The sequence below is a fragment of the Enterobacter sp. CGMCC 5087 genome, from assembly GCF_003144775.1.
Taxonomy (GTDB): Bacteria; Pseudomonadota; Gammaproteobacteria; order Enterobacterales; family Enterobacteriaceae; genus Enterobacter; species Enterobacter cloacae_M.
In genome coordinates this window covers 1-23,442 of the sequence record NZ_QFXN01000269.1, presented here as the reverse complement: position 1 = coordinate 23,442, position 23,442 = coordinate 1, and the positions used below count along the sequence as shown (strand labels likewise).

Below are 23,442 nucleotides of genomic sequence, written 5' to 3'. Positions count from 1 at the left end.
TGGTTTAGCGATCTTGGGTTTAACGTTGAGGTTCAGCCCGTCCCAGGAACCCGCCACAAATTTAACCTGCTCGCCAGCACCGGAACCGGTGCGGGCGGCCTGCTGCTGGCCGGTCATACCGATACGGTGCCGTTTGACGACGGCCGCTGGACGCGCGATCCGTTCACCCTGACCGAGCACGACAACAAGCTTTATGGTCTGGGCACCGCCGACATGAAAGGCTTCTTCGCCTTTATCCTCGACGCGCTGCGTGACGTGGACGTGACGAACCTTAAAAAACCGCTCTATATTCTGGCGACCGCCGATGAAGAGACCAGCATGGCGGGCGCGCGCTACTTCTCTGAAAACACGTCGATTCGCCCGGACTGCGCGATCATCGGCGAGCCGACTTCTCTGCAGCCGATCCGCGCGCACAAAGGCCATATTTCTACCGCCGTGCGCGTGCTGGGCCAGTCCGGCCACTCCAGCGATCCCGCGCGCGGGGTGAACGCCATTGAGCTGATGCATGACGCCATCGGCCGTATCATGACCCTGCGCGACGATCTGAAAGAGCGCTACCACTACGACGCGTTCACCGTGCCGTATCCGACCCTGAACCTCGGCAGCCTGCACGGCGGCGATGCCTCGAACCGCATCTGCGCCTGCTGCGAACTGCATATGGACATCCGCCCGCTGCCGGGCATGACCCTCAGCGATCTCGACGGCCTGCTGAATGAAGCTCTGGCTCCGGTGAGCGAGCGCTGGCCGGGCCGCCTGACGGTCTCCGAACTGCATCCGCCGATCCCGGGTTACGAATGCCCGCCGGACCATCAGCTGGTTGAGGTGGTGGAAAAGCTGCTCGGTGAGAAAACCGACGTGGTGAACTACTGCACCGAAGCGCCGTTTATTCAGACGCTTTGCCCTACGCTGGTCCTGGGCCCCGGCTCCATCAACCAGGCACACCAGCCGGATGAATATCTGGAAACCCGCTTCATCAAGCCAACCCGCGAACTGATTACCCAGGTTGTGCATCACTTCTGCTGGCATTAAAACCGCACCGTACATCCCATAGGGGAGAGGACTGCGCGATGCGGTTTTTTCACCTTTACCCAAAGGGGTGTACGGTCCCGGAGAGGCGATGTCTCACTCCCTACCACCCATCATGAACTTTCTTCATCTTTCCTGAGCAAACCTCACCGTTATTGTTGATTATTTATGTTGACGTCCCTCCGCTTTTCCGTCATTTTTACATCTGGACGTCTAAACGTATAGAAGTTCACAACACAACAAATAACGACATGCGATTGATAGAGGTAAGGTATGAGCTTTTTTCACGCCAACCAGCGGGAAGCACTGAATCAGAGCCTGGCCGAAGTAAACGGCCAGATTAACGTCTCTTTTGAATTTTTCCCGCCGCGCACCAGTGAAATGGAGCAAACCCTGTGGAGCTCTATCGATCGTCTTAGCAGCCTGAAGCCGAAGTTCGTTTCCGTGACTTATGGTGCTAACTCCGGCGAGCGTGACCGTACGCACAGCATCATTAAAGGCATCAAAGATCGTACCGGTCTGGAAGCGGCGCCGCATCTCACCTGTATCGACGCGACCCGCGACGAGTTACGGGCCATCGCCCAGGATTACTGGAATAACGGCATTCGTCATATCGTCGCACTGCGCGGTGACCTGCCGCCGGGCAGCGGTAAGCCGGACATGTATGCCGCCGATCTGGTCGCGCTGCTGAAAGACGTGGCTGACTTTGATATCTCCGTTGCCGCTTATCCTGAGGTGCATCCGGAAGCGAAAAGCGCCCAGGCCGATCTGCTTAACCTGAAGCGTAAAGTGGACGCCGGCGCGAACCGCGCCATTACCCAGTTCTTCTTTGATGTGGAAAGCTACCTGCGTTTCCGTGACCGCTGCGTCTCCGCAGGCATCGACGTTGAAATTATTCCGGGTATTCTGCCGGTCTCTAACTTCAAACAGGCGAAGAAGTTTGCTGATATGACCAATGTTCGCATTCCGCTGTGGATGTCCAAAATGTACGAAGGGCTGGACGATGACCCGGAAACCCGCAAGCTGGTGGGGGCCAATATCGCGATGGACATGGTGAAAATTTTAAGCCGTGAAGGGGTGAAAGATTTCCACTTCTATACGCTGAACCGCGCGGAGATGAGCTACGCCATTTGCCATACGCTGGGCGTTCGTCCGGCGTAACAAGCACAAAGCCCTCGTTTTACGAGGGTTTTTTTGTCACGCGAACAGTTAAAAGGTATTAGCTATCGAATCTGTGGATTAATTCAACTATAACTTATTGCTAGTGGTGTATATCGTAACGGTAACACTGTAAAAGGGAGCATAGCGATGAGCACGTCAGACGAGACCAATAAAGCGGCATCGGTCGGCAAATGCCCGTTCCACCAGGGCGGCGTCGATCACAGCGCGGGGGCAGGTACAGGCAGCCGCGACTGGTGGCCAAAACAACTCCGCATCGATCTTCTTAACCAACATTCCAATCGTTCGAACCCGCTGGGTGAAGACTTCGACTACCGCAAAGAATTCAGCAAACTTGATTACTCCGCCCTTAAAGGCGACCTCAAAGCCCTTTTAACCGACTCTCAACCGTGGTGGCCTGCCGACTGGGGCAGCTATGCGGGCCTGTTTATCCGTATGGCCTGGCACGGCGCGGGTACCTATCGCTCCGTTGACGGACGCGGCGGTGCCGGACGCGGTCAACAGCGCTTTGCGCCGCTGAACTCCTGGCCGGATAACGTGAGCCTGGATAAGGCGCGCCGTCTGCTGTGGCCAATCAAGCAAAAATACGGACAAAAAATTTCCTGGGCCGACCTGTTTATCCTCGCGGGTAACGTGGCGCTGGAGAACTCTGGCTTCCGTACGTTTGGTTTTGGTGCCGGGCGTGAAGACGTCTGGGAACCAGACCTGGACGTGAACTGGGGTGATGAAAAAGCCTGGCTGACCCACCGTGACCCGGAGGCGCTGGCCAAGCGTCCTCTGGCCGCCACCGAAATGGGCCTAATCTACGTTAACCCGGAAGGGCCAAACGCCAGCGGTGAACCTCTGTCTGCTGCAGCGGCAATTCGCGCGACCTTCGGCAACATGGGGATGAACGACGAAGAGACCGTTGCGCTGATCGCGGGCGGCCACACCCTCGGCAAAACCCACGGCGCGGGTGAAGCCACGCACGTCGGCACCGACCCGGAAGCCTCGCCGATTGAAGCGCAGGGCCTGGGCTGGGCCAGCACGCACGGCACGGGCGTTGGCGCAGATGCCATTACCTCCGGTCTGGAAGTCATCTGGTCGCAAACCCCGACCCAGTGGAGCAACTACTTCTTCGAGAACCTGTTCAAATACGAATGGGTGCAGACCCGCAGCCCGGCGGGAGCGATTCAGTTTGAAGCCGTGGATGCGCCGGAAATCATGCCTGACCCGTTCGACCCGTCGAAAAAACGCAAACCTACCATGCTGGTCACCGACCTGACGCTGCGTTTTGATCCGGAATTCGAGAAAATTTCCCGCCGCTTCCTGAACGATCCGCAGGCCTTCAACGAAGCCTTCGCGCGCGCGTGGTACAAGCTGACGCACCGCGATATGGGGCCAAAATCCCGTTACCTTGGCCCGGAAGTGCCGAAAGAAGATCTGATCTGGCAGGACCCGCTACCGCAGGCGGTGTTCAATCCGTCGAAAGAAGACATTGAAAGCCTGAAGGCGGAAATCGCTGCCTCTGGCCTCTCCGTGAGCGAACTGATTTCCGTTGCCTGGGCGTCAGCTTCAACCTTCCGCGGCGGCGACAAGCGTGGTGGCGCCAACGGCGCGCGTCTGGCGCTGGCCCCTCAGCGCGACTGGGATGTGAACGCCGCAGCGGTTCGCGCGTTGCCGGCTCTGGAAGCTATCCAGCGCACCACCAACAAAGCCTCTCTGGCGGATATCATCGTGCTGGCGGGCGTGGTGGGCGTTGAGCAGGCGGCGAAATCGGCAGGCGTTTACGTCAACGTTCCGTTCACGCCGGGCCGCGTCGATGCGCGTCAGGATCAGACGGATATCGAGATGTTTAACCTGCTCGAACCGATTGCCGACGGCTTCCGCAACTACCGTGCGCAGGTGGATGTGTCCACCACTGAGTCACTGCTGATCGACAAAGCCCAGCAGCTGACGCTGACCGCGCCTGAGCTGACGGTGCTGATCGGTGGCCTGCGCGTGCTGGGTGCAAACTTTGATGGCAGCAAGAATGGCGTGTTTACCGACCGCGAGGGCGTACTGAGCAACGATTTCTTCGTGAACCTGCTGGACATGAACACCCAGTGGAAGGCGACCGACGAATCTAATGAACTGTTTGCCGGAAGCGATCGCGCCAGCGGTGAAGTGAAATACACCGCCACCCGCGCCGATCTGGTCTTCGGTTCTAACGCCGTTCTGCGCGCGCTGGCAGAGGTTTATGCCAGTGATGATGCGCATGAGAAGTTTGTTCGCGACTTCGTTGCCGCATGGGCGAAGGTGATGGATCTGGACCGGTTTGACCTGCAGTAACCCTTGTGCCGGGTAGCGCTGACGCTTACCCGGCTTACGGGCAAAAAAATCCCCGCTAATGCGGGGATTTTTATTCACGCTATTTACTCCCACTCCTGCAGGAACCGCTGCCCATACTGGTCGGCCACCAGCAGCGCCGCATACACCTGATCCGGCGTTACGCCGCCGGGCATGTTGTGGATAGTTTCCCCTTCGGCACAGGAGGCTTCCGCGATCAGACGCATTTTGGCCGGAATATCCTCTTTGATGTTTAGCTGCGCCAGCGTGATCGGCAGCCCAACGCTGTGACAAAGCGCGGCGACGGTCTCTATTTCTTCTACCGGCGCGTTTTCCAGCACCAGCTGCGTCAGCGTGCCAAACGCCACTTTTTCACCGTGATAGAAGTGGTGCGCATCCGGTACCGCCGTCATTCCGTTATGAATAGCGTGTGCTGCCGCCAGCCCGCCGCTTTCAAAGCCTACGCCGCTGAGATAGGTATTGGCTTCGATAATGCGTTCAAGAGCAGGCGTCACCACATGCTGTTCTGCCGCCAGCATCGCTTTTTCACCTTCTTCAATCAGCGTGTTGTAGCACAGCTCGGCCAGCGCGAGTGCTGCCTGCGTACATTTGCCGCCCGCCATGGTGGTCGCGCCGCTGCGCGAGCAGGCGCGTGCTTCAAACCACGTCGCCAGCGCATCGCCAATCCCGGCGGCCAGCAGGCGTGCCGGCGCGCCCGCTACCACTTTTGTATCGACGATAACCATGTTCGGGTTGTGCGGCAGCATCAGGTAGCGATCGAACTCACCGCTGTCGGTGTAAATGACGGAAAGGGCGCTGCACGGCGCATCGGTAGAGGCGATTGTTGGCGCAATAGCGACCGGCACATCCATAAAATGGGCCAGCGCTTTGGCGGTATCCAGCGTTTTACCGCCGCCGATACCCAACACCGCCAGACAGTCGGCGCTGTCGGCCAGCTTTTTCAGACGATCGATTTCATTTTGTGAACATTCGCCACCAAACGGCGCGATTTCGGCGTGCAGTTCGGCTTTTTTAAAACTCTGGCGCAGGGTCTCTTCGGCAAAACCCAACACAAATTTATCGCCGACGACCAGCCAGCGGTTGGCCAGAGGCTTCAGATAGTCGCCGAGACGGGTAAGCACATCAGCGCCCTGGATGTATTTTCCCGGCGATTGAATGATACGGTCCATAACAGTTCTCCCTTAGAGGTTGAGGTTACCAAACGCGTTTTTCCAGTCCTGCTCGAACTTCTCTATGGCTGACTCTACCGCTGGCGTGCCGAGCATTTGTTGCGCTACGTCTAAGGGAAGCGTGATTGCCTCGCATCCCGCCAGCAGGCAGTCCAGCGCCTGCCGCGGCGTTTTGAAGCTGGCGGCCAGCACTTTGCTTTCCGGCGCGTGCAGTTCCAGCAGGGACTGCAGCTCCTGGACCATGCGAATGCCATCACCGCCCTGAGCGTCAACGCGGTTCACATACGGCGCGACATATTTCGCGCCTGCCAGCGCGGCGAGCATGCCCTGTGCCGCGCTGTAAACGGCGGTCCCCAGCGTGGCTATCCCTTCTTTTTTCAAAGCCTTAATCGCGATGAGCCCCTGAGCCGTCACCGGGATTTTCACCACGATGCCCGGGACGGCGTTACTCAAACGTTTTGCCTCCGCTACCATGCCTTCTGCATCGCGGCTCATGGTTTGAGCAAACAGCGTGCCTTCCGGTCCAGTGGCTTTTTGCAGGCGCGGGAGCACGTCCCAGATGGATTCACGGCTGGCGGCAATGATGCTCGGGTTGGTGGTAACGCCCGCAATAGGGAAGATGCGGGCCAGACGTTCAACTTCCGCCACGTTGGCGGTATCCAGATACAGTTCCATTACTCTTCCTCGTTTCAGAGTTCTAATTCGTGTTGCAGCAGGGAGGCGATGGCCTCTTCTGAGCTGGCGTTGACCAGCGCACTGCGGAAATCGTCATGCATGATGCGGCGGGCCAGGCGGGAGAAAATACGCATATGCTGATCGCCCGCGGCGTGTTTGTTCAGCGTAAGCATGATGATGAACTGTGCTTCTTCATCTCCCCACATGACGGGGGATTTCAGGCGCGCAACGCTGATGGTGGATTGCTCAATATGCTCAGACTTGCTGTGCGGGATAGCAAAGCTAAAGCCGAGCCCGGTGGAGAAGACGGCCTCGCGCGCCCACAGGTCGGCCTCCAGTTTGCGGGGGTAGCGGCAACGTCCGGCGAGCAGCAGGTTATCGGTCATTCCTTTCATAACCTCTTCTTTGCTGTTCCAGTCATTGTCCAGCGAAATGCAGCGAGGTGTGACCAGCGGCGTGTCCTGCTGATTCATGCGGAACTGCGCCAGCAGGTGTTCCACTTCAAGCGAAGTGCGACACGCCATGGCCTGGTTCAGCAGCTGGCGGCAGGCGCGGCTATCAAGCTGTGCCAGGCGCGCTTTGGTTGCCGGAATAGCGGGCGACCCCATGCTCAGCTCGTCCAGTCCCAGACCCACCAGCAACGGCAGCACTGAACCTTTTGCGCCCAGCTCTCCGCACAGGCCAATCCATTTCCCCTGGTGATGGACGGCCTGTACCGCATAATCCAGCGCCCTCAGGAAGGCCGGGTTCAGGCTGTTGTAGTGGCGTGTGACTTTGGCGTTGTCGCGGTCGACGGCCAGTAGATACTGCGTCAGGTCATTGCTGCCAATGCTAAAGAAATCAATTTCTTCGCAGCACTGATCGATGATGAACATCACCGAAGGTACTTCCAGCATGATGCCGAGCGGGATTTTTTCATCGAACGGAATGTGTTCATCCCGGAGCTGCTGTTTCGCTTCAGCAAGTTTCTCTTTCACCCACAGGATCTCTTCCATAGAAGAGATCATCGGGATCATGATCTTCAGGCTGCCGTGAGCAGAGGCGCGCAGGATCGCCCGAAGCTGAGTGGTGAAAAGGGCTGCATACTCTTCGTAAATACGTACGGCGCGGTAGCCGAGGAACGGGTTGTTTTCGGCCGGGATATTCAGGTACGCCACCGGTTTATCGCCGCCGATATCCATGGTGCGCACGATAATGCTGCGCCCGTTTGCGCTTTCCAGCGCCTGACAGAAAATGTTGTACAGCTCGTTTTCGCCGGGCGCGCTGGTACGGTCCATATACAGCATTTCGGTGCGAAACAGGCCAACGCCCTCGGCGCCTTTCCCGAATGCTGCCTGCGCTTCCACCGCGTGGGCGATGTTTGCGGCGATCTCAATGCGCAGGTCATCGGCGGTTCTGGCTTCCCGATCGAGCCAGATGCGCTGCTGCTCGCGTAGTGCCTGATGTACCCGTGCTTCCTGGCGGTAGTAGCGCGCCACCGCATCGCTGGCGTTGACCACGACCGCACCGGCATTGCCATCAATAAATACGGGCTTATTGCGCCACTGCAGCAGGCTTTCACTGTCGACGCCGACCAGCGTCGGAATATTAAAGGAACGTGCAAGAATAACGGTGTGCGAGGTTGTTCCGCCGCTTTTTAACAGCAGCCCCTTAAGCAAGGTTTTATCGAGCTCCAGGAACTGGCCGGGCGTAAGATCATCCGCCAGACAAACGGTCGGCTGCGTCAGCTGGCCCGGCGCGGGGAAGCGCTGTTCACCGTAGATTTGCTGCAGCAGCTGATAGCAAACATCGCGCACATCCAGCACGCGTTCCTGCAGATAGCTGCTGCTGGAACGAGAGAACGCATCGCAGAAATGGTTGGCTGTGGCGATTGTCGCTTGCTCGCAGCTTAGCCCCTGACTCACGCCCGCAAGCAGATGCTGGCGTAAAGCGGTATCTGTCGCCAGCGATCGATGTGCCTCAAGAATGGCGCTGGCGGTGCTGTCGCTGTCCAGCGCGCGCAGCTCAATGTTTTTCACCAGCAGGGTGAGGCCTTTATCCAGCGCTGACTGCTCTTCTTCCACGTTTTTCGCGTCGGGTAAATCCGTCAGTGCATTGAGATCCAGCGAGGTCAGCAAGGTTAACACGCCCCGGGCGCTGCCGCTGCAAACGGGCAGGGCGCGAAAAAGCGTTGGATTAAGGCGCGTGAGAGATTCTGGCAGCGGATCAAGCTCGGTATTGGGGGCTTCCGCAAGCGGCGCGTCGCAGTGGGGAAACTCTTCCCGGAGCCATTGTTCCAGCTGTTGATGGGCGCTCTGCTCATCTTCACCGTGGATCACCAGACGACAGGCGTCGCCTGCCAGCGTGTCGGTGCCAATAAGTGCCAGTGCGCTCTTGGCATTCCCTTTGCGGTCTGTGCGCAGGTTATGCCACTCGATCTGTGAGATAAACGTATTGCACAGCGTCTCCACATGACTTGCCGGACGCGCGTGAACACCGTTGGGCAATTCACAGGTAAATTCCACTACCAGAGCCATACACACTCCTGAAACTCATCATCATTCATTGGGGAACAGCATACGAGTGTGTTGATGGCGCGCGCCATGTGACAAATCTGCCAAAAGCTGGACAAATGTAATATCAGCTGAAAAGTGAGATTTGACTCACAGGTTATGGTGGTTTGTCTTATGCGTAACGTCTATCCGAAATGTCGAGGCGGATCGCATTTTTATTTCGATATTACAAAAATCCAGTAAATGGCCTTTTTGTCTCCTGTCCACCGTCTTCCTGATTGCCTATTGTTTGCCACAACATCTTTATGGTTTTAGGCCAGGAGCGACATATGAAAGAGTTGGTGCATATTCTCAAGAACACGCGGCAGCATCTGATGACCGGGGTGTCGCACATGATCCCGTTCGTGGTCGCGGGCGGTATTTTGCTGGCGGTTTCGGTCATGCTGTACGGCAAGGGCGCGGTACCGGATGCCGCAACCGATCCTAACCTCAAACAGCTATTTGATATCGGCGTGGCGGGGTTAACGCTGATGGTGCCTTTCCTGGCCGCCTATATTGGCTATTCCATTGCCGAGCGCGCCGCGCTTGCTCCCTGCGCTATTGCCGCGTGGGTCGGTAACAGCTTCGGTGCCGGTTTCTTCGGCGCCATTATTGCCGGGATCCTCGGCGGGATTGTGGTCTGGTATCTGAAAAAACTGCCGGTCCCGAAAGTCCTGCGCTCCGTCATGCCTATCTTCATCATCCCTATCATCGGCACCTTTGTTACCGCAGGCATCATGATGTGGGGTCTGGGCGAACCTGTTGGTGCGTTGACGACGGGCTTAACCCAGTGGCTGCAAGGGATGCAGCAGGGCAGCATCGTTGTGTTGGCCGTCATCATGGGGTTGATGCTGGCCTTCGACATGGGCGGCCCGATTAATAAAGTCGCCTATGCCTTCATGCTGATCTGCGTTGCTCAGGGCGTCTACACCGTGGTGGCGATTGCGGCAGTCGGTATCTGTGTGCCACCGCTGGGATTAGGCCTGGCGACGCTGATTAACCGCAAGAATTTTACCGGTGAAGAGCGTGAAGCGGGTAAGGCTGCATTAGTGATGGGCTGCGTGGGGGTTACCGAAGGGGCCATTCCGTTCGCCGCTGCCGATCCTCTGCGCGTTATTCCCTCCATCATGCTGGGATCCGCGTGTGGCGCAGTGACGGCTGCCGTGATGGGGGCGCAATGTTATGCCGGCTGGGGCGGACTTATTGTTCTCCCTGTGGTGGAAGGCAAACTGGGCTACATCGCGGCGGTTGCCGTAGGGGCGGTGGTGACGGCCATTAGCGTCAACGTGCTGAAGAGTATTGCCCGCAAGAATGCAAAACAGGTCGAGGAAAAAGAGGACGACCTGGATCTGGATTTTGAAATTAACTGAGTGAGGAAGAGAACATGGCCCGAATTATCGCAGTAACAGCATGCCCGTCTGGCGTTGCCCATACCTACATGGCGGCCGAAGCGCTGGAAAGCGCCGCTAAAGCCAAAGGCTGGGAAGTAAAGGTTGAAACGCAGGGGTCGATTGGTCTTGAGAACGAGCTGAATGCTGAGGATATCGCCGCAGCGGATATGGTGATCCTGACCAAAGATATCGGCATTAAATTTGAAGAGCGCTTTGCCGGGAAAACCATCGTGCGCGTCAACATTAGCGACGCGGTAAAACGCGCCGACGCCATCATGAACAAGATTGATGCCCACCTGGCGCAAACCGCCTGACGCTCTCCCGCCCTTCGGGGCGGGCTCGTTTTCCGTTACAGGAGTTCCCTCATGACGAATCGTACCCAGCGTTTGAAAGACGCACTTTTTGCCAGTCCGCGTGAAATCTCGCTTGAGCGTGCTTTGCTCTATACCGCCAGCCATCAGCAGACGGAAGGCGAGCCGGTAATCCTCAGACGTGCAAAAGCCACGGCGTACATTCTTGACCATGTGAACATCGCGATTCGTGATGAGGAACTGATTGCCGGCAACCGGACCGTTAAACCGCGTGCAGGCATCATGTCTCCTGAGATGGATCCGTACTGGCTGCTTAAGGAGCTGGACCAGTTTGCCACGCGTCCGCAGGACCGCTTTGAAATCAGCGAAGAAGATAAGCAGATCTACCGTGACGTGCTGTATCCCTACTGGGAAAAACGGTCGATGAAGGATTTCATCAACAGCCAGATGACGGATGAGGTGAAAGCCGCTGTGGGGACGCAAATTTTCAGCGTCAACCAGACCGACAAAGGGCAGGGGCATATCATTATTGATTATCCGCGCCTGCTCAATAACGGCCTGGGTGCGCTGGTGGAGGAATTGCGCGAGCACTGCGCCCGCGATGCGCAGAACACGTTCTATGCCGCCGCACTGATTCTGCTGGAAGCTTCCCAGCGTCATATACTGCGCTATGCAGCACTGGCTGAAGAGTTGGCTGAAAGCAGTGACGCAGCGCGGTGTGAAGAATTACGGAAGATTGCAGAAATCTCGCGCCATAACGCGCAGCATAAGCCGCAAACGTTCTGGCAGGCGTGTCAGCTCTTCTGGTACATGAACGTCATTTTGCAGTATGAATCCAACGCCAGCTCGCTCTCCATCGGGCGCTTTGACCAGTATATGCTGCCCTTTTATCAGGCCTCGCTCTCACAGGGCGAAGCGCCCGCTTTCCTGAAAGAGATTCTGGAATCGCTGTGGGTGAAGTGCAATGACGTGGTTCTTTTACGCTCGACCAGCAGCGCCCGCTATTTTGCCGGATTCCCGACCGGGTATACCGCACTATTGGGTGGCCTGACGGAGAGCGGGCGTAGCGCGGTGAACGTGCTTTCCTTCCTGTGTCTGGATGCTTACCAGAGCGTTCAGCTTCCTCAACCGAACCTCGGCGTACGGGTTAACGAGCTTATCGACCGGCCCTTCCTGCTGAAAACGGCGGAGACGATTCGCCTGGGCACCGGCATCCCGCAGATCTTTAACGATGAAGTGGTGGTGCCTGCCTTCCTCAATCGGGGGGTGTCGCTGGAAGATGCGCGCGACTACGCGGTGGTTGGCTGTGTAGAACTGTCGATTCCGGGTAAAACCTACGGTCTGCACGATATCGCGATGTTTAACCTGCTAAAGGTAATGGAAATCGCGATGCAGGAGAATGAAGGCAACGCAGCGCTGAGTTATGAAGGCCTGCTGGGGCATATTCGCGCCAAAATTAATCACTACATTGCTCTGATGGTCGAGGGGAGCAATATCTGCGATATCGGCCATCGTGACTGGGCTCCGGTGCCGTTGCTCTCTTCATTTATTAGCGATTGTCTGGATGCGGGAAAAGACATCACTGACGGTGGCGCACGCTATAACTTTTCCGGCGTGCAGGGCATCGGGATAGCGAATTTGAGCGACTCGCTGCACGCCCTGAAAGGGCTGGTGTTTGAACAGCAGCGCTTAAGTTTTGACGAGCTGTTAGCCGTGTTAAACGCTAACTTTGCCACGTCTGAGGGCAAAAAAATCCGCGCCCGGTTGATCAATCGCTTCGAAAAATACGGCAATGATGTCGATGATGTCGACAACATCAGCGCTGAACTGCTGCGTCACTACTGTAAAGAGGTCGAAAAATACCGGAACCCGCGCGGCGGGCAGTTCACGCCGGGTTCTTATACCGTATCGGCACACGTACCGCTGGGGGCGGTGGTGGGGGCAACGCCCGATGGGCGCTTTGCGGGAGAGCAACTGGCAGACGGTGGGCTATCGCCGATGCTGGGGCAAGATATGCAGGGTCCGACGGCGGTACTGAAATCGGTAAGCAAGCTGGATAACTATCTGTTATCTAACGGCACGCTGCTAAACGTTAAATTTACCCCTGCGACGCTGGAAGGCGATACCGGGCTGCAAAAGCTGGCGGATTTCCTTCGCGCTTTCACCCAGCTTAAGCTGCAGCATATCCAGTTTAACGTGGTGAACGCGGAAACATTGCGTGAAGCGCAACAGCGTCCACAGGATTTTGCCGGGCTGGTGGTGCGCGTTGCCGGCTACAGCGCCTTCTTTGTCGAGTTATCGAAGGAGATCCAGGATGACATTATCCGCCGCACAGCGCATCAGCTGTGACGTGGTTGAAACGCGCGTCGACGTGGCGCGTATTTTCAACATCCAGCGCTACTCACTGAACGACGGAAGCGGCATCCGCACGGTGGTTTTTTTTAAAGGCTGCCCTCACCGCTGTCCGTGGTGTGCGAATCCGGAGTCGATCTCCCCGAAAATCGAGACGGTGCGTCGGGAGAGTAAATGCCTGCACTGTGCTCCCTGCCTGCGGGACGCTAAGGAGTGCCCGTCCGGCGCGTTCGAGCACATCGGGCGCGATGTGACCCTGGATGAGCTGGAAAACGAGGTAATGAAAGACGATGTCTTCTTTCGTTCCTCGGGAGGCGGGGTGACGCTTTCGGGCGGGGAAGTGTTGCTGCAGGCGCCTTTCGCAACTCAGTTTCTCCAGAGGCTGCGTCGTTTCGGCGTGCATACGGCCATCGAAACGGCAGGCGATGCGCCTTTGTCCCGATTAATGCCGCTGGCTCACCAGTGTGATGAAGTGCTGTTTGATTTGAAGATCATGGACACGGCGCTGGCCCAATCCGTTTTGGCTATGAATCTCCCCAGGGTGCTGGATAATTTCCGCCAGCTGGTGGCTGACGGGATAAACGTGATTCCCCGCGTCCCGCTTATTCCTGGCTATACGCTTAACGAAACGAACATGGCGCGCGTGCTGGCTTTCCTGTTACCTTCAGGAATACGGCAGCTGCATTTATTGCCCTTCCATCAGTATGGGGAGCCAAAATACCGTCTGCTGGGACAGGTGTGGGGAATGCGGCAAGCGATCCCGCCGACAGAAGATGAGGTGTCAGCGATGCGTCAACTGGCCGAGTGCGAAGGTTTCAATGTTACCCTGGGAGGCTGAACATGACAGTGATAGCGGGACGTCATCTGGTGGCGGTGACCGCGTGCGTCAGTGGCGTCGCACATACCTATATGGCTGCCGAACGGCTGGAAAAGCTCTGCCAGCAGGAGAAGTGGAGCGTTAACATTGAGACGCAGGGAGCGCTGGGCGTTGAGAGTGAGCTTACGGAAGAGGACATCCGGCGTGCTGATGTCGTATTGCTCATTACTGATATCGAACTGGCGGGCAGTGAACGTTTCGAGCATACGCGCTACGTGAAGTGCGGTATTAACGCCTTTTTACGTGACCCACAAAAGGTGATGGGCGCGGTGCGTAAAATGCTATCCGCTCCGCAGCAAACTCAGATCATTCTGGACTAGCACCCTTCCCGGTGAGCTGGCTGTGATACTGGCGACGGTATTCTGACGGCGAACGCTCCGTGTTCTTGCGAAATAACCGACAGAAATAGTTGCTGTCGACAAATCCGCAGGCATGCGCCACCTCTTTCACTTTTAAATCATACCCTTTTAACAGCTGGCGCGCGTGTTCCAGCCGGGTATGCGTCAGGTATTCATTAAAACCCACTGCGCCCGTTTTCTGGAACAGATGAGACAGGTAGTTTGGGGAGATATAGAACGCCTGCGCGACGGATTCCCGGGTAAGGGGAGTGGCGTAGTGTTCGTCAATATAGACCCGAATCGCTTCAAACAGAGCCTGACTGCGGGAGGCGGTTTGGATCTGACTCCCCAGAAGGTCCACGCAGTGGCTAAGCAGGCTGGCGATAATCAGCCTCGCGGTTTGCTGCTCATGCGGTTGCATCTGGATTTCATGGAGCGTCTGTAAGAGTAGCGATCCAATACGCGGACCGCGGCGGGCAACGTGCTGCTTTGCCAGATTTCGAACGTCTTCACCGTCCCAATGCAAAAGGCTAAACCCAAGCTGCTGTTTGCCAAACAGGATACTCAGCGTGGTTGCGGGTGCTTGCCAATGTGGATTATTCCAGCCGCCAGCCGGGACGTATAAAACATCCCCCTGCTGTAAAACGCAGCCAGCCTGGTCTTTCATTGAACCTTCGATCGCGATCTCCAGACGTGGAAAATCGACCTGCAGGGCAAGTTCGGGGGCGGGGATCGCTGGGTTCGCAAAATGCACCTGACGCAGCGGCGTTGTGCCGTTGATCAGGTCAGTCAGGATGTGGGTAATGTCGTGGTGCATGGTGTGGATACCAGGGTATTGCTGGGCGGCGCTAACGCTTACCCGGCCTACGTATCGTAGGCCCGTGCAAGCGTAGCGCCGCCGGGCGTAAAGCATTAGCCGGTGTTACGCATACCTGCCGCAACGCCCGCAATCGTCACCATCAGCGCCTGTTCAACGCGCGGATCCGGCTCTTTCCCTTCTTCTTCTGCCAGACGTGAACGGTGCAGCAGCTCTGCCTGCAGGACGTTCAGCGGGTCGGTGTAGATGTTACGCAGCTGAATAGACTCGGCAATCCACGGCAGGTCCGCCATCAGATGTGAGTCGTTGGCGATGTCCAGTACCACTTTGATGTCGCCTTCCAGCAGTTCGCGCAGCTCTTTACCGAGCGCCCACAGCTCTGGTTTCACCAGACGCTGGTCGTAGTATTCCGCCAGCCACAGGTCAGCTTTCGAGAAGACCATCTCCAGCATGCCCAGACGGGTAGAGAAGAACGGCCAGTCGCGGCACATGGTTTCCAGTTCGTTCTGTTTACCGTCTTCCACCACTTTTTGCAGTGCGGCACCGGCACCCAGCCAGGCGGGCAGCATCAAACGGTTCTGCGTCCAGGCGAAGATCCACGGGATCGCGCGCAGAGACTCTACGCCACCGGTCGGGCGACGCTTCGCAGGACGTGAGCCCAGCGGCAGTTTACCCAGCTCCTGCTCAGGCGTGGCCGAGCGGAAGTAAGGAACGAAATCTTTGTTTTCACGCACGTAGCCGCGGTACAGATCGCAGGAGATATCAGACAGCTCGTCCATGATATGGCACCAGGATGCTTTCGGCTCCGGCGGCGGCAGCAGGTTTGCTTCCAGGATCGCGCTGGTGTAGAGCGACAGGCTGCTGATGGTCACTTCCGGCAGACCGTACTTGAAGCGGATCATCTCGCCCTGCTCGGTGACGCGCAGGCCGCCTTTGAGGCTTCCCGGCGGCTGCGACAGCAGCGCTGCGTGTGCAGGCGCGCCGCCACGGCCAATCGAGCCACCGCGTCCGTGGAACAGGGTCAGCTCAATACCGGCTTTCTCGCAGGTTTTGATCAGTGCGTCCTGCGCCTGATACTGCGCCCAGGATGCCGCCATCACGCCCGCATCTTTCGCGGAGTCGGAATAGCCAATCATCACCATCTGTTTGCCCTGAATAAAGCCGCGGTACCAGTCGATATTCAGCAGCTGGGTCATGACGTCGTTGGCGTTGTTCAGGTCGTCGAGGGTCTCAAACAGCGGGGCGACCGGCAGAGCGTAGTCGATTCCCGCTTCTTTCAGCAGAAGGTGAACGCCCAGCACATCTGACGGGGTCTTCGCCATGGAGATCACATAGGCGGCAACCGATCCTTTCGGCGCGTCCACGATCGCTTTACAGGTGTTGAGTACTTCGCGGGTTTCGTTGCTTGGCTCCCAGTTGCGCGGCAGCAGAGGGCGCTTCGAGTTCAGCTCGCGGATCAGGAAGGCCTGTTTGTCGGCTTCGGACCAGCTTTCATAGTCGCCGATGCCGAGATAGCGGGTCAGCTCGCCCAGCGCTTCGGTATGACGGGTACTTTCCTGACGTACGTCGATACGCACCAGCGGCACGCCAAAACACTTCACGCGGCGCAGGGTGTCGAGCAGTTCGCCGTTAGCGATGATGCCCATCCCGCAGGCCTGCAGTGATTTATAACAGGCATACAGTGGCTCCCAGAGCTGTTCGTTCTGGCTGAGCAGACCCTCTGGTTTTGGCAGGCGCTGACCTTTCAGACGCGCTTCCAGCCAGGCCTGAGTGGCCATCAGCTGACCACGCAGTTTCTTCATCAGGAAACGGTACGGCTCGCTGGCGCCTTCTTCTCCGGCCAGCGCGCGCAGTTCCGGTGTCGCTTCAACCATCGACAGCTCGGAGATCAGCACCTGAATGTCTTTCAGGAATAGGTCGGTCGCTTTCCAGCGGCTCAGGAGCAGGACGTGACGGGTGATTTCCGCGGTCACGTTCGGGTTGCCGTCGCGGTCGCCGCCCATCCAGGAGGTGAAGCGGACCGGAACAAAGTCGACCGGCAGGCGGTAACCGAGGTTCTCTTCCAGCTGTTCGTTCAGCTCGCGCAGGTAGTTAGGCACCCCTTCCCACAGGCTGTTTTCCACCACCGCAAATCCCCATTTCGCTTCGTCGACCGGGCTTGGACGATGCTTACGAATTTCATCGGTGTGCCAGGACTGGGCAATCAGCTGGCGCAGACGGCGCATCAGCTGGTTGCGTTCGTAGTCGGCAATGTCTTTGTTATCCAACTGCTTCAGACAGTTGTTCACTTCCACCATTTTGTGGATCAGGGTGCGACGGGTAATTTCAGTGGGGTGTGCGGTCAGCACCAGCTCCAGCGAAAGCGACTCCACCGCTTTTTTGATGGTGGCTTCGTTGAGGTCTGGCTGGTCTTTCAGTTTACGCAGGGTGCGGGCAATGACTTCCGGGTTGCTTGCCGCTTCGCCATTTGGCGAAATGCTGTGGTATTGCTCAGCGGTGTTAGCCAGGTTCAGGAACTGGCTGAATGCGCGTGCAACGGGCAGCAGCTCATCGTTTGAGAGGTTCTGCAAGGTGGTGAGCAGCTCCTGACGACTGGCCTCGTTACCGGCACGGGAAGATTTAGACAGCTTGCGGATGGTTTCAACGCGGTCGAGAATGTTCTCCCCCAACGCGTCTTTGATGGTATCTCCAAGCACTTTGCCGAGCATACTGACATTACTACGCAACGCGGAATATTGTTCGTTCATAAAAACCCAGTCACCCCATCATTTTTGTTTATGCCCAGGCGAAAATTTTCTGGACATTATTTTGTCATCTCCCCTTATAAAGCCACGTAAAACCCCCGTCGTCAATTGCTGCGAAAACGGTTCAGCAAACGAATAAATGAGGGCAATTTACGAAATTTAATTCCCATTGCGTCAGATAAGAGATGCTTATGAGAATGTACCGGGGAAAAGGGGTAAACACGAAAAATGGCAGCTTCGGTTGCCATTTTGCTTTTATCTGCGGGGTTTTTTACGCAAAAAAAAAAGCGGACCACGGGGTCCGCAAAAGTTCACGTTGGCTTTAGTTGTTCGAGTTTTGAGAGAAACTCGCTGACGGAGCGGGGACGTCAAGGGTCAAACACGTGCCGCCTCGTCTATGTGGTGTATTATTCAACAGAATGCTTGATAGGGATAATCGTTCGTTGCTATGCTATCTATCGCCATGAACTATCGTGGCGACGGAGGATGAATAATGAATATTCGTGATCTTGAATACCTGGTAGCGTTAGCCGAGCATCGTCACTTTCGCCGCGCGGCAGACTCCTGCCACGTCAGCCAGCCCACGCTGAGCGGTCAGATCCGCAAGCTGGAAGACGAGCTGGGCGTGATGCTGCTGGAGCGCACCAGTCGTAAGGTTCTGTTCACACAGGCAGGTCTGCTGCTGGTGGATCAGGCGCGCACCGTGCTGCGCGAGGTCAAAGTGCTCAAGGAAATGGCAAGCCAGCAGGGGGAGGCGATGTCCGGCCCGCTGCATATTGGCCTGATCCCAACCGTTGGCCCGTACCTGTTGCCGCACATCATTCCGATGCTGCACCAGACGTTCCCGAAACTCGAAATGTACCTGCATGAAGCGCAGACCCATCAGCTGCTGGCGCAGTTAGACAGCGGCAAGCTCGACTGCGCCATTCTGGCGCTGGTGAAAGAGAGTGAAGCCTTTATTGAAGTGCCGCTGTTCGATGAGCCGATGATGCTGGCGATCTATGAAGATCACCCGTGGGCGAACCGCGATCGCGTACCGATGGCCGATCTGGCCGGTGAAAAGCTGCTGATGCTGGAAGATGGCCACTGCCTGCGCGATCAGGCGATGGGCTTTTGCTTTGAAGCGGGTGCGGATGAAGATACCCATTTCCGCGCAACCAGCCTGGAAACGCTGCGTAATATGGTCGCGGCGGGAAGCGGTATTACGCTGCTGCCTGCGCTGGCCGTGCCGCGCGAGCGTAAACGTGATGGCGTGGTTTATCTGCCGTGCATTAAGCCGGAGCCGCGTCGCACTATCGGCCTGGTGTATCGTCCGGGTTCACCGCTGCGCAGCCGCTATGAGCAGCTGGCAGAGGCCATCCGTGGTTCGATGGATGGCCATTTCGACAGCGCGTTAAAACAGGCGGTTTAAGCCGTTCAGCGCAGCTACCCGATAGGCTTCCGCCATGGTCGGGTAGTTAAAGGTGGTGTTAACGAAGTACTCAATGGTGTTACCACCGCCTTTCTGCTCCATTATCGCCTGGCCGATATGAATGATTTCCGCCGCGCGTTCACCAAAGCAGTGAATGCCGAGGATCTCTTTGGTCTCGCGATGGAACAAGATCTTCAGCGTTCCCACGCTCATCCCCACGATTTGCGCCCGCGCCAGATGTTTAAACTGGGCGCGTCCCACCTCGTAAGGCACCTTCATTGACGTCAGCTGCTGCTCGGTTTTCCCGACAGAACTGATTTCCGGGATGGTATAGATGCCCGTCGGAATATCTTCGATCAGGTGCGCCGTCGCTTCGCCTTTTACCAGCGCCTGTGCGGCAATGCGTCCCTGATCGTAAGCGGCTGAGGCCAGGCTTGGGTAGCCAATCACGTCGCCGACCGCGTATACGTGTGGCAGGGCGGTCTGATACATGCTGTTGACCTTCAGCTGACCGCGACTGTCGGTTTCAAGCCCGATATTTTCCAGCTGCAGTGAATCGGTGTTGCCGGTACGACCGTTGGCGTACAGCAGGCAGTCTGCTTTCAGCTTCTTACCTGACTTCAGGTGCATAATCACCCCGTCGTCACAGCCCTCAATCTTCTCGTACTCTTCGTTGTGGCGAATCACCACGCCGCTGTTCCAGAAGTGGTAGGAGAGGGAGTCCGACATCTCCTGATCGAGGAACGCCAGGAGGCGGTCACGGGTGTTGATCAGGTCAACTTTGACGTCCATTCCACGGAAGATCGACGCATATTCGCAACCAATGACCCCTGCGCCATAGATAATGACGTGGCGAGGCTCATGGTGCAGGCTCAGAATCGAGTCGCTGTCGTAGACGCGCGGGTGCGAGAAGTCCACGTCGGCGGGATGGTAAGGGCGTGAGCCGCAGGCGATAACAAATTTTTCAGCAGTGATGGTTTCAACCGAACCGTCGTGGCATTCGAGTGCCAGGGTGTGTTCATCCACAAAATGCGCGTTGCCCTGCAAAATTTCACAGTGGTTACGCTCATAAAATCCCTGACGCATGCGTGTCTGCTGGTTAATAACGGTATCCGCGTGATTCAGGATGTCAGCAAAGGATGAACGAAGAAGTCGGGAGTGGTCGCTGTAAAGAGGGTTCTGGTTAAATTCGATAATGCGGCTAACGGCGTGGCGGAGGGCTTTCGAAGGGATGGTGCCCCAGTGGGTGCAACCGCCGCCGACATTATGGTAGCGCTCGATGACCGCTACTCTGGCTCCCTGTTTCACCAGACCCATAGCAGCACCTTCGCCGCCGGGGCCGGAACCAATAACTATTGCGTCGTAATCGTAGGAATGTGGCATGGTAAGGCTTACCTGTTCTTATACATAAAAGCAACAGAATCATAACATCATTGCCAGGGTAACCCAATTATCGTTGTGCTTTTTTCGGGCAGTGGAGCACAAACCGCACGTAAACAATCATTCACAAAGCCAGGCAAACAGATTAATTTTATTCTCTGGTATAGTGCCATCAGGCCTTTGGAAGGATTCAACTATCGTGATGGGCGTAAGAGCACAACAAAAAGAGAAAACCCGGCGTTCGCTGGTGGAAGCCGCATTCAGTCAACTGAGTGCTGAGCGAAGTTTTGCCAGTTTGAGCCTGCGCGAAGTCGCACGCGAGGCCGGGATTGCGCCAACGTCCTTCTATCGTCATTTCCGTGATGTGGATGAACTGGGCCTGACCATGGTCGACGAGAGCGGTCTGATGCTGCGCCAGCTGATGCGCCAGGCGCGTCAGCGTATCGCCAAAGGGGGCAGCGTGATCCGCACCTCCGTATCGACCTTTATGGAATTTATCGGCAATAACCCCAACGCGTTTCGTCTGCTTCTGCGCGAGCGTTCGGGCACATCGGCGGCGTTTCGTGCCGCCGTCGCGCGTGAAATCCAGCATTTCATCGCGGAACTTGCCGACTATCTTGAACTCGAAAACCATATGCCGCGCGCGTTTACTGAAGCACAGGCCGAGGCGATGGTGACGATTGTTTTCAGCGCGGGTGCCGAAGCGCTGGATGTCAGCATTGAACAACGCAAGCAGCTCGAAGAGCGGCTGGTATTGCAGCTCAGGATGATCTCCAAAGGCGCGTACTACTGGTATCGCCGTGAACAAGAGAAACTGGCACATCAAACCGAAGAGTGAAGGTGAGTAATGAAACAGTCAGGTCAGGATAAAGGGACGCTGTTGCTGGCATTGATCGCTGGCTTATCCATTAATGGTACGTTTGCCGCTATTTTTAGCTCAATCGTGCCGTTTTCGATTTTCCCGCTTATTGCGCTGGTGCTGACGGTTTACTGCCTGCATCAACGTTACCTGAACCGCACCATGCCGGTGGGGTTACCGGGGCTGGCCGCTGCCTGCTTTATTCTGGGCGTATTGCTGTATAGCACGGTGGTTCGCGCGGAATATCCGGATATCGGCTCTAACTTCTTCCCTGCCGTACTGTCTGTGGCGCTGGTGTTCTGGATTGGCTCCCGCATGCGTAGCCGTAAGAGCCAGTTATCAGAGTAAAGGGTTTCGTCATTATAGGCCGGATAAGCGAAGCGCCATCCGGCTTTTTTGGCAGGTGGCGCTTCGCTTACCTGCCCTACAAGCCCCACATTACTTCGCCGTGAGCAGTACGCCGCACTCCATATGGTGCGTATACGGGAACTGATCGAACAGCGCCAGACGTTCAACCTTGTGCGTCTGGCCTAATGTTTCGAGGTTCTTGCACAGCGTCTCCGGGTTACAGGAGATGTACAAAATACGCGGGTACGCCTGCACCATCTTCTCGGTTTCGCTGTCCAGGCCACTGCGCGGCGGGTCGACAAAAATCGTCTCACACTGGTAGCTCTTGAGATCGATCCCTTCCAGGCGGTTAAACTGGCGTACGCCGTTCATGGCCTGCGTGAACTCTTCTGCGGCCATACGAATGATCTGCACGTTGTCGATATGGTTGGCGGCAATGTTGTACTGCGCGGCTGCCACCGACGGCTTTGCGATTTCCGTTGCCAGCACGCGATCGAAGTTACGCGCCAGCGCCAGCGAGAAGTTGCCGTTACCGCAGTAGAGCTCAAGCAGATCGCCCGTTGACCCTTCCGTCGCCTTCAGCGCCCACTCCAGCATCTGCACGTTCATCGCAGCGTTCGGCTGGGTGAAGCTGTTCTCGACCTGACGATACACCATCTCTTTACCTGCCACCGGCAGGCGCTCGTCGATGTAGTCCTGATCCAGCATGATTTTGGTTTTGGTCGCGCGGCCAATCAGGTGAACGTTGATGTTCTGCGCGCGCAGCGCATCGCGCAGCGCTTCTGCCTGCTCGCGCCACTCGTCGTTAAGCGTTTTGTGGTACAGCAGAGAGACAATTGCCTGATTGCTTTGCGTGGTCAGGTAGTCAATCTGGAACAGCTTGTTACGCAGTACCGGATTGTTGCGCACGCCGTCCATTATCAACGTCATCAACTGGTTAATGAGCTCGCTCGCCGCCGGAAAGCTGTCCACGCGGATACGGGACTTCGTCTGCTGATCGAAAATGATGTGGTACAGGTCGTCGCCGTCGTGCCAGATGCGGAACTCGGCGCGCATGCGGTAGTGGCTGACGGGAGAGCGGAACACCTCGGGAACGGGCGCGTTGAAAGGCGTCATCATACTTTGCAGGCGGACGACTTTCTCTGCCAGCTGCGCGTCGTACTGTTCTGTCGGGAGGTGTTCTGGGGTCATGATGCGTCCTGAGTGATAAAGAATTACGCGGGGATTGTAGGCATTGTTCAGGGGATGTCCAGATTTAATGGGCAATAGCTGTCTGGACATCTATACGTGTCTAATTGTAGCATTCTGTTTCCGGTCTCTTGAGAGTGAAAAGGGAATCCAGTGTAAATCTGGAGCTGACGCGCAGCGGTAAAGTCTGGCGGGATGAGCGTTGTAGACACTGTGAAAATGGGAAGTCTTCATCCTTATATAGCCACCTAGCCCGAAGACCTGCCGGGATCACGTCGCATTTGGTTTCATCATCGCGTGCTATCGATGAGGCCTGCGGCATCCTTCTTATATTGTGGATGCTTTAACAATGATTAAAAAAGTATCGCTGTTGACGGCGTTGTCCGTCACGGCATTTTCGGGCTGGGCGCAGGATAGCGCCGACTCGTTGGTGGTGACGGCAAATCGTTTTGAACAACCTGAAAAAACTATTCTGGCTGCAACCTCCGTTGTTACGCGTGCCGATATTGACCGTTGGC

18 protein-coding genes and 1 riboswitch are annotated in these 23,442 nt (G+C 56.7%); of the genes, 11 read left to right on the top strand and 7 right to left on the bottom strand.

The window, feature by feature from the left end; all coding sequences use genetic code 11:
• The 3 genes from argE to katG all read left to right on the top strand — a co-directional run.
• The coding region (gene argE, locus DEO48_RS23200; RefSeq protein ID WP_109846422.1) for an acetylornithine deacetylase at positions 1-1,029 on the top strand (1,029 nt) is incomplete at its 5' end.
• Positions 1,030-1,299: 270 nt separating this feature from the next.
• Positions 1,300-2,187, top strand: a complete 888-nt coding sequence (metF, locus tag DEO48_RS23195; RefSeq protein ID WP_023309676.1) for a methylenetetrahydrofolate reductase — start codon at positions 1,300-1,302, stop codon at positions 2,185-2,187.
• A 147-nt stretch (positions 2,188-2,334) separates the two neighbouring features.
• On the top strand, positions 2,335-4,515 hold the full coding sequence (gene katG, locus DEO48_RS23190) for a catalase/peroxidase HPI (protein ID WP_109846421.1): 2,181 nt from the start codon (positions 2,335-2,337) through the stop codon (positions 4,513-4,515).
• Positions 4,516-4,598: 83 nt separating this feature from the next.
• Here the strand turns inward: katG and DEO48_RS23185 are convergent, their stop codons facing one another.
• From DEO48_RS23185 to ptsP, 3 genes are read right to left on the bottom strand one after another with little or no spacing between them, the layout of a single operon-like run.
• On the bottom strand, positions 4,599-5,702 hold the full coding sequence (locus DEO48_RS23185) for a glycerol dehydrogenase (protein WP_109846420.1): 1,104 nt from the start codon (positions 5,700-5,702) through the stop codon (positions 4,599-4,601).
• Between the two features lie 12 nt (positions 5,703-5,714).
• The gene (gene fsa / locus DEO48_RS23180) at positions 5,715-6,377 is read right to left on the bottom strand and encodes a fructose-6-phosphate aldolase (protein ID WP_109846419.1); all 663 of its coding nucleotides are present in this window, start codon (positions 6,375-6,377) and stop codon (positions 5,715-5,717) included.
• Between the two features lie 14 nt (positions 6,378-6,391).
• Positions 6,392-8,893: a phosphoenolpyruvate--protein phosphotransferase gene (gene ptsP / locus DEO48_RS23175; RefSeq protein ID WP_109846418.1), complete on the bottom strand. Its 2,502-nt coding sequence runs from the start codon at positions 8,891-8,893 to the stop codon at positions 6,392-6,394.
• A gap of 305 nt (positions 8,894-9,198) precedes the next feature.
• Between ptsP and DEO48_RS23170 the strand changes: the two genes are divergently transcribed.
• From DEO48_RS23170 to DEO48_RS23150, 5 genes are read left to right on the top strand one after another with little or no spacing between them, the layout of a single operon-like run.
• A complete protein-coding gene (locus tag DEO48_RS23170) occupies positions 9,199-10,278 on the top strand; it encodes a PTS fructose transporter subunit EIIC (RefSeq protein ID WP_109846417.1) in 1,080 nt (359 codons plus the stop codon).
• 14 nt (positions 10,279-10,292) lie between these two features.
• Positions 10,293-10,613, top strand: a complete 321-nt coding sequence (locus DEO48_RS23165) for a PTS fructose-like transporter subunit IIB (protein WP_023309670.1) — start codon at positions 10,293-10,295, stop codon at positions 10,611-10,613.
• A 51-nt stretch (positions 10,614-10,664) separates the two neighbouring features.
• Positions 10,665-12,959 carry a formate C-acetyltransferase gene (locus DEO48_RS23160; protein WP_109846416.1) on the top strand — a complete coding sequence of 765 codons (2,295 nt, stop codon included), beginning with the start codon at positions 10,665-10,667 and terminating at the stop codon, positions 12,957-12,959.
• Complete coding sequence (locus tag DEO48_RS23155; RefSeq protein ID WP_109846415.1) at positions 12,925-13,800, top strand: [formate-C-acetyltransferase]-activating enzyme; 876 nt, start codon at positions 12,925-12,927, stop codon at positions 13,798-13,800. The genes DEO48_RS23160 and DEO48_RS23155 overlap by 35 nt, the downstream gene beginning before the upstream one ends.
• A 2-nt stretch (positions 13,801-13,802) precedes the next feature.
• Complete coding sequence (locus DEO48_RS23150) at positions 13,803-14,159, top strand: PTS fructose-like transporter subunit IIB (protein ID WP_023309667.1); 357 nt, start codon at positions 13,803-13,805, stop codon at positions 14,157-14,159.
• On the opposite strand, the gene DEO48_RS23145 is transcribed toward DEO48_RS23150, so the two are convergent.
• Positions 14,146-14,994 carry an AraC family transcriptional regulator gene (locus DEO48_RS23145; protein ID WP_109846414.1) on the bottom strand — a complete coding sequence of 283 codons (849 nt, stop codon included), beginning with the start codon at positions 14,992-14,994 and terminating at the stop codon, positions 14,146-14,148. The two genes, DEO48_RS23150 and DEO48_RS23145, sit on opposite strands and share 14 nt — an antisense overlap.
• Before the next feature lie 95 nt (positions 14,995-15,089).
• Positions 15,090-17,741: a phosphoenolpyruvate carboxylase gene (gene ppc, locus DEO48_RS23140; RefSeq protein ID WP_023309665.1), complete on the bottom strand. Its 2,652-nt coding sequence runs from the start codon at positions 17,739-17,741 to the stop codon at positions 15,090-15,092.
• Between the two features lie 490 nt (positions 17,742-18,231).
• Here ppc and oxyR point away from each other — a divergent pair, with 490 nt between their 5' ends.
• Positions 18,232-19,149, top strand: a complete 918-nt coding sequence (gene oxyR / locus DEO48_RS23135; RefSeq protein WP_023309664.1) for a DNA-binding transcriptional regulator OxyR — start codon at positions 18,232-18,234, stop codon at positions 19,147-19,149.
• Here oxyR and sthA read toward each other — a convergent pair.
• Positions 19,132-20,532, bottom strand: coding sequence for a Si-specific NAD(P)(+) transhydrogenase (sthA, locus tag DEO48_RS23130; protein WP_008501785.1), 1,401 nt, complete (start codon positions 20,530-20,532; stop codon positions 19,132-19,134). The two genes, oxyR and sthA, sit on opposite strands and share 18 nt — an antisense overlap.
• A gap of 196 nt (positions 20,533-20,728) precedes the next feature.
• Here sthA and fabR point away from each other — a divergent pair, with 196 nt between their 5' ends.
• Positions 20,729-21,367: an HTH-type transcriptional repressor FabR gene (gene fabR, locus DEO48_RS23125; protein WP_008501784.1), complete on the top strand. Its 639-nt coding sequence runs from the start codon at positions 20,729-20,731 to the stop codon at positions 21,365-21,367.
• Between the two features lie 9 nt (positions 21,368-21,376).
• Positions 21,377-21,736 (top strand): YijD family membrane protein, encoded by a 360-nt coding sequence (locus tag DEO48_RS23120; RefSeq protein WP_045355521.1) that lies wholly within the window; start codon positions 21,377-21,379, stop codon positions 21,734-21,736.
• Between the two features lie 90 nt (positions 21,737-21,826).
• Here the strand turns inward: DEO48_RS23120 and trmA are convergent, their stop codons facing one another.
• Positions 21,827-22,927 carry a tRNA (uridine(54)-C5)-methyltransferase TrmA gene (gene trmA / locus DEO48_RS23115; protein ID WP_109846413.1) on the bottom strand — a complete coding sequence of 367 codons (1,101 nt, stop codon included), beginning with the start codon at positions 22,925-22,927 and terminating at the stop codon, positions 21,827-21,829.
• A 104-nt stretch (positions 22,928-23,031) separates the two neighbouring features.
• Positions 23,032-23,208: riboswitch (cobalamin riboswitch) on the top strand.
• The last annotated feature ends 234 nt before the right edge of the window (positions 23,209-23,442 follow it).

Excerpts from the sequence above, each read along its gene's own strand:
- metF (WP_023309676.1), top strand. The coding sequence starts at position 1,300 with ATGAGCTTTTTTCACGCCAACCAGCGGGAAGCACTGAATCAGAGCCTG.
- katG (WP_109846421.1), top strand. The coding sequence starts at position 2,335 with ATGAGCACGTCAGACGAGACCAATAAAGCGGCATCGGTCGGCAAATGC.
- DEO48_RS23185 (WP_109846420.1), bottom strand. The coding sequence starts at position 5,702 with ATGGACCGTATCATTCAATCGCCGGGAAAATACATCCAGGGCGCTGAT.
- fsa (WP_109846419.1), bottom strand. The coding sequence starts at position 6,377 with ATGGAACTGTATCTGGATACCGCCAACGTGGCGGAAGTTGAACGTCTG.
- ptsP (WP_109846418.1), bottom strand. The coding sequence starts at position 8,893 with ATGGCTCTGGTAGTGGAATTTACCTGTGAATTGCCCAACGGTGTTCAC.
- DEO48_RS23170 (WP_109846417.1), top strand. The coding sequence starts at position 9,199 with ATGAAAGAGTTGGTGCATATTCTCAAGAACACGCGGCAGCATCTGATG.
- DEO48_RS23165 (WP_023309670.1), top strand. The coding sequence starts at position 10,293 with ATGGCCCGAATTATCGCAGTAACAGCATGCCCGTCTGGCGTTGCCCAT.
- DEO48_RS23160 (WP_109846416.1), top strand. The coding sequence starts at position 10,665 with ATGACGAATCGTACCCAGCGTTTGAAAGACGCACTTTTTGCCAGTCCG.
- DEO48_RS23155 (WP_109846415.1), top strand. The coding sequence starts at position 12,925 with ATGACATTATCCGCCGCACAGCGCATCAGCTGTGACGTGGTTGAAACG.
- DEO48_RS23150 (WP_023309667.1), top strand. The coding sequence starts at position 13,803 with ATGACAGTGATAGCGGGACGTCATCTGGTGGCGGTGACCGCGTGCGTC.
- DEO48_RS23145 (WP_109846414.1), bottom strand. The coding sequence starts at position 14,994 with ATGCACCACGACATTACCCACATCCTGACTGACCTGATCAACGGCACA.
- ppc (WP_023309665.1), bottom strand. The coding sequence starts at position 17,741 with ATGAACGAACAATATTCCGCGTTGCGTAGTAATGTCAGTATGCTCGGC.
- oxyR (WP_023309664.1), top strand. The coding sequence starts at position 18,232 with ATGAATATTCGTGATCTTGAATACCTGGTAGCGTTAGCCGAGCATCGT.
- sthA (WP_008501785.1), bottom strand. The coding sequence starts at position 20,532 with ATGCCACATTCCTACGATTACGACGCAATAGTTATTGGTTCCGGCCCC.
- DEO48_RS23120 (WP_045355521.1), top strand. The coding sequence starts at position 21,377 with ATGAAACAGTCAGGTCAGGATAAAGGGACGCTGTTGCTGGCATTGATC.
- trmA (WP_109846413.1), bottom strand. The coding sequence starts at position 22,927 with ATGACCCCAGAACACCTCCCGACAGAACAGTACGACGCGCAGCTGGCA.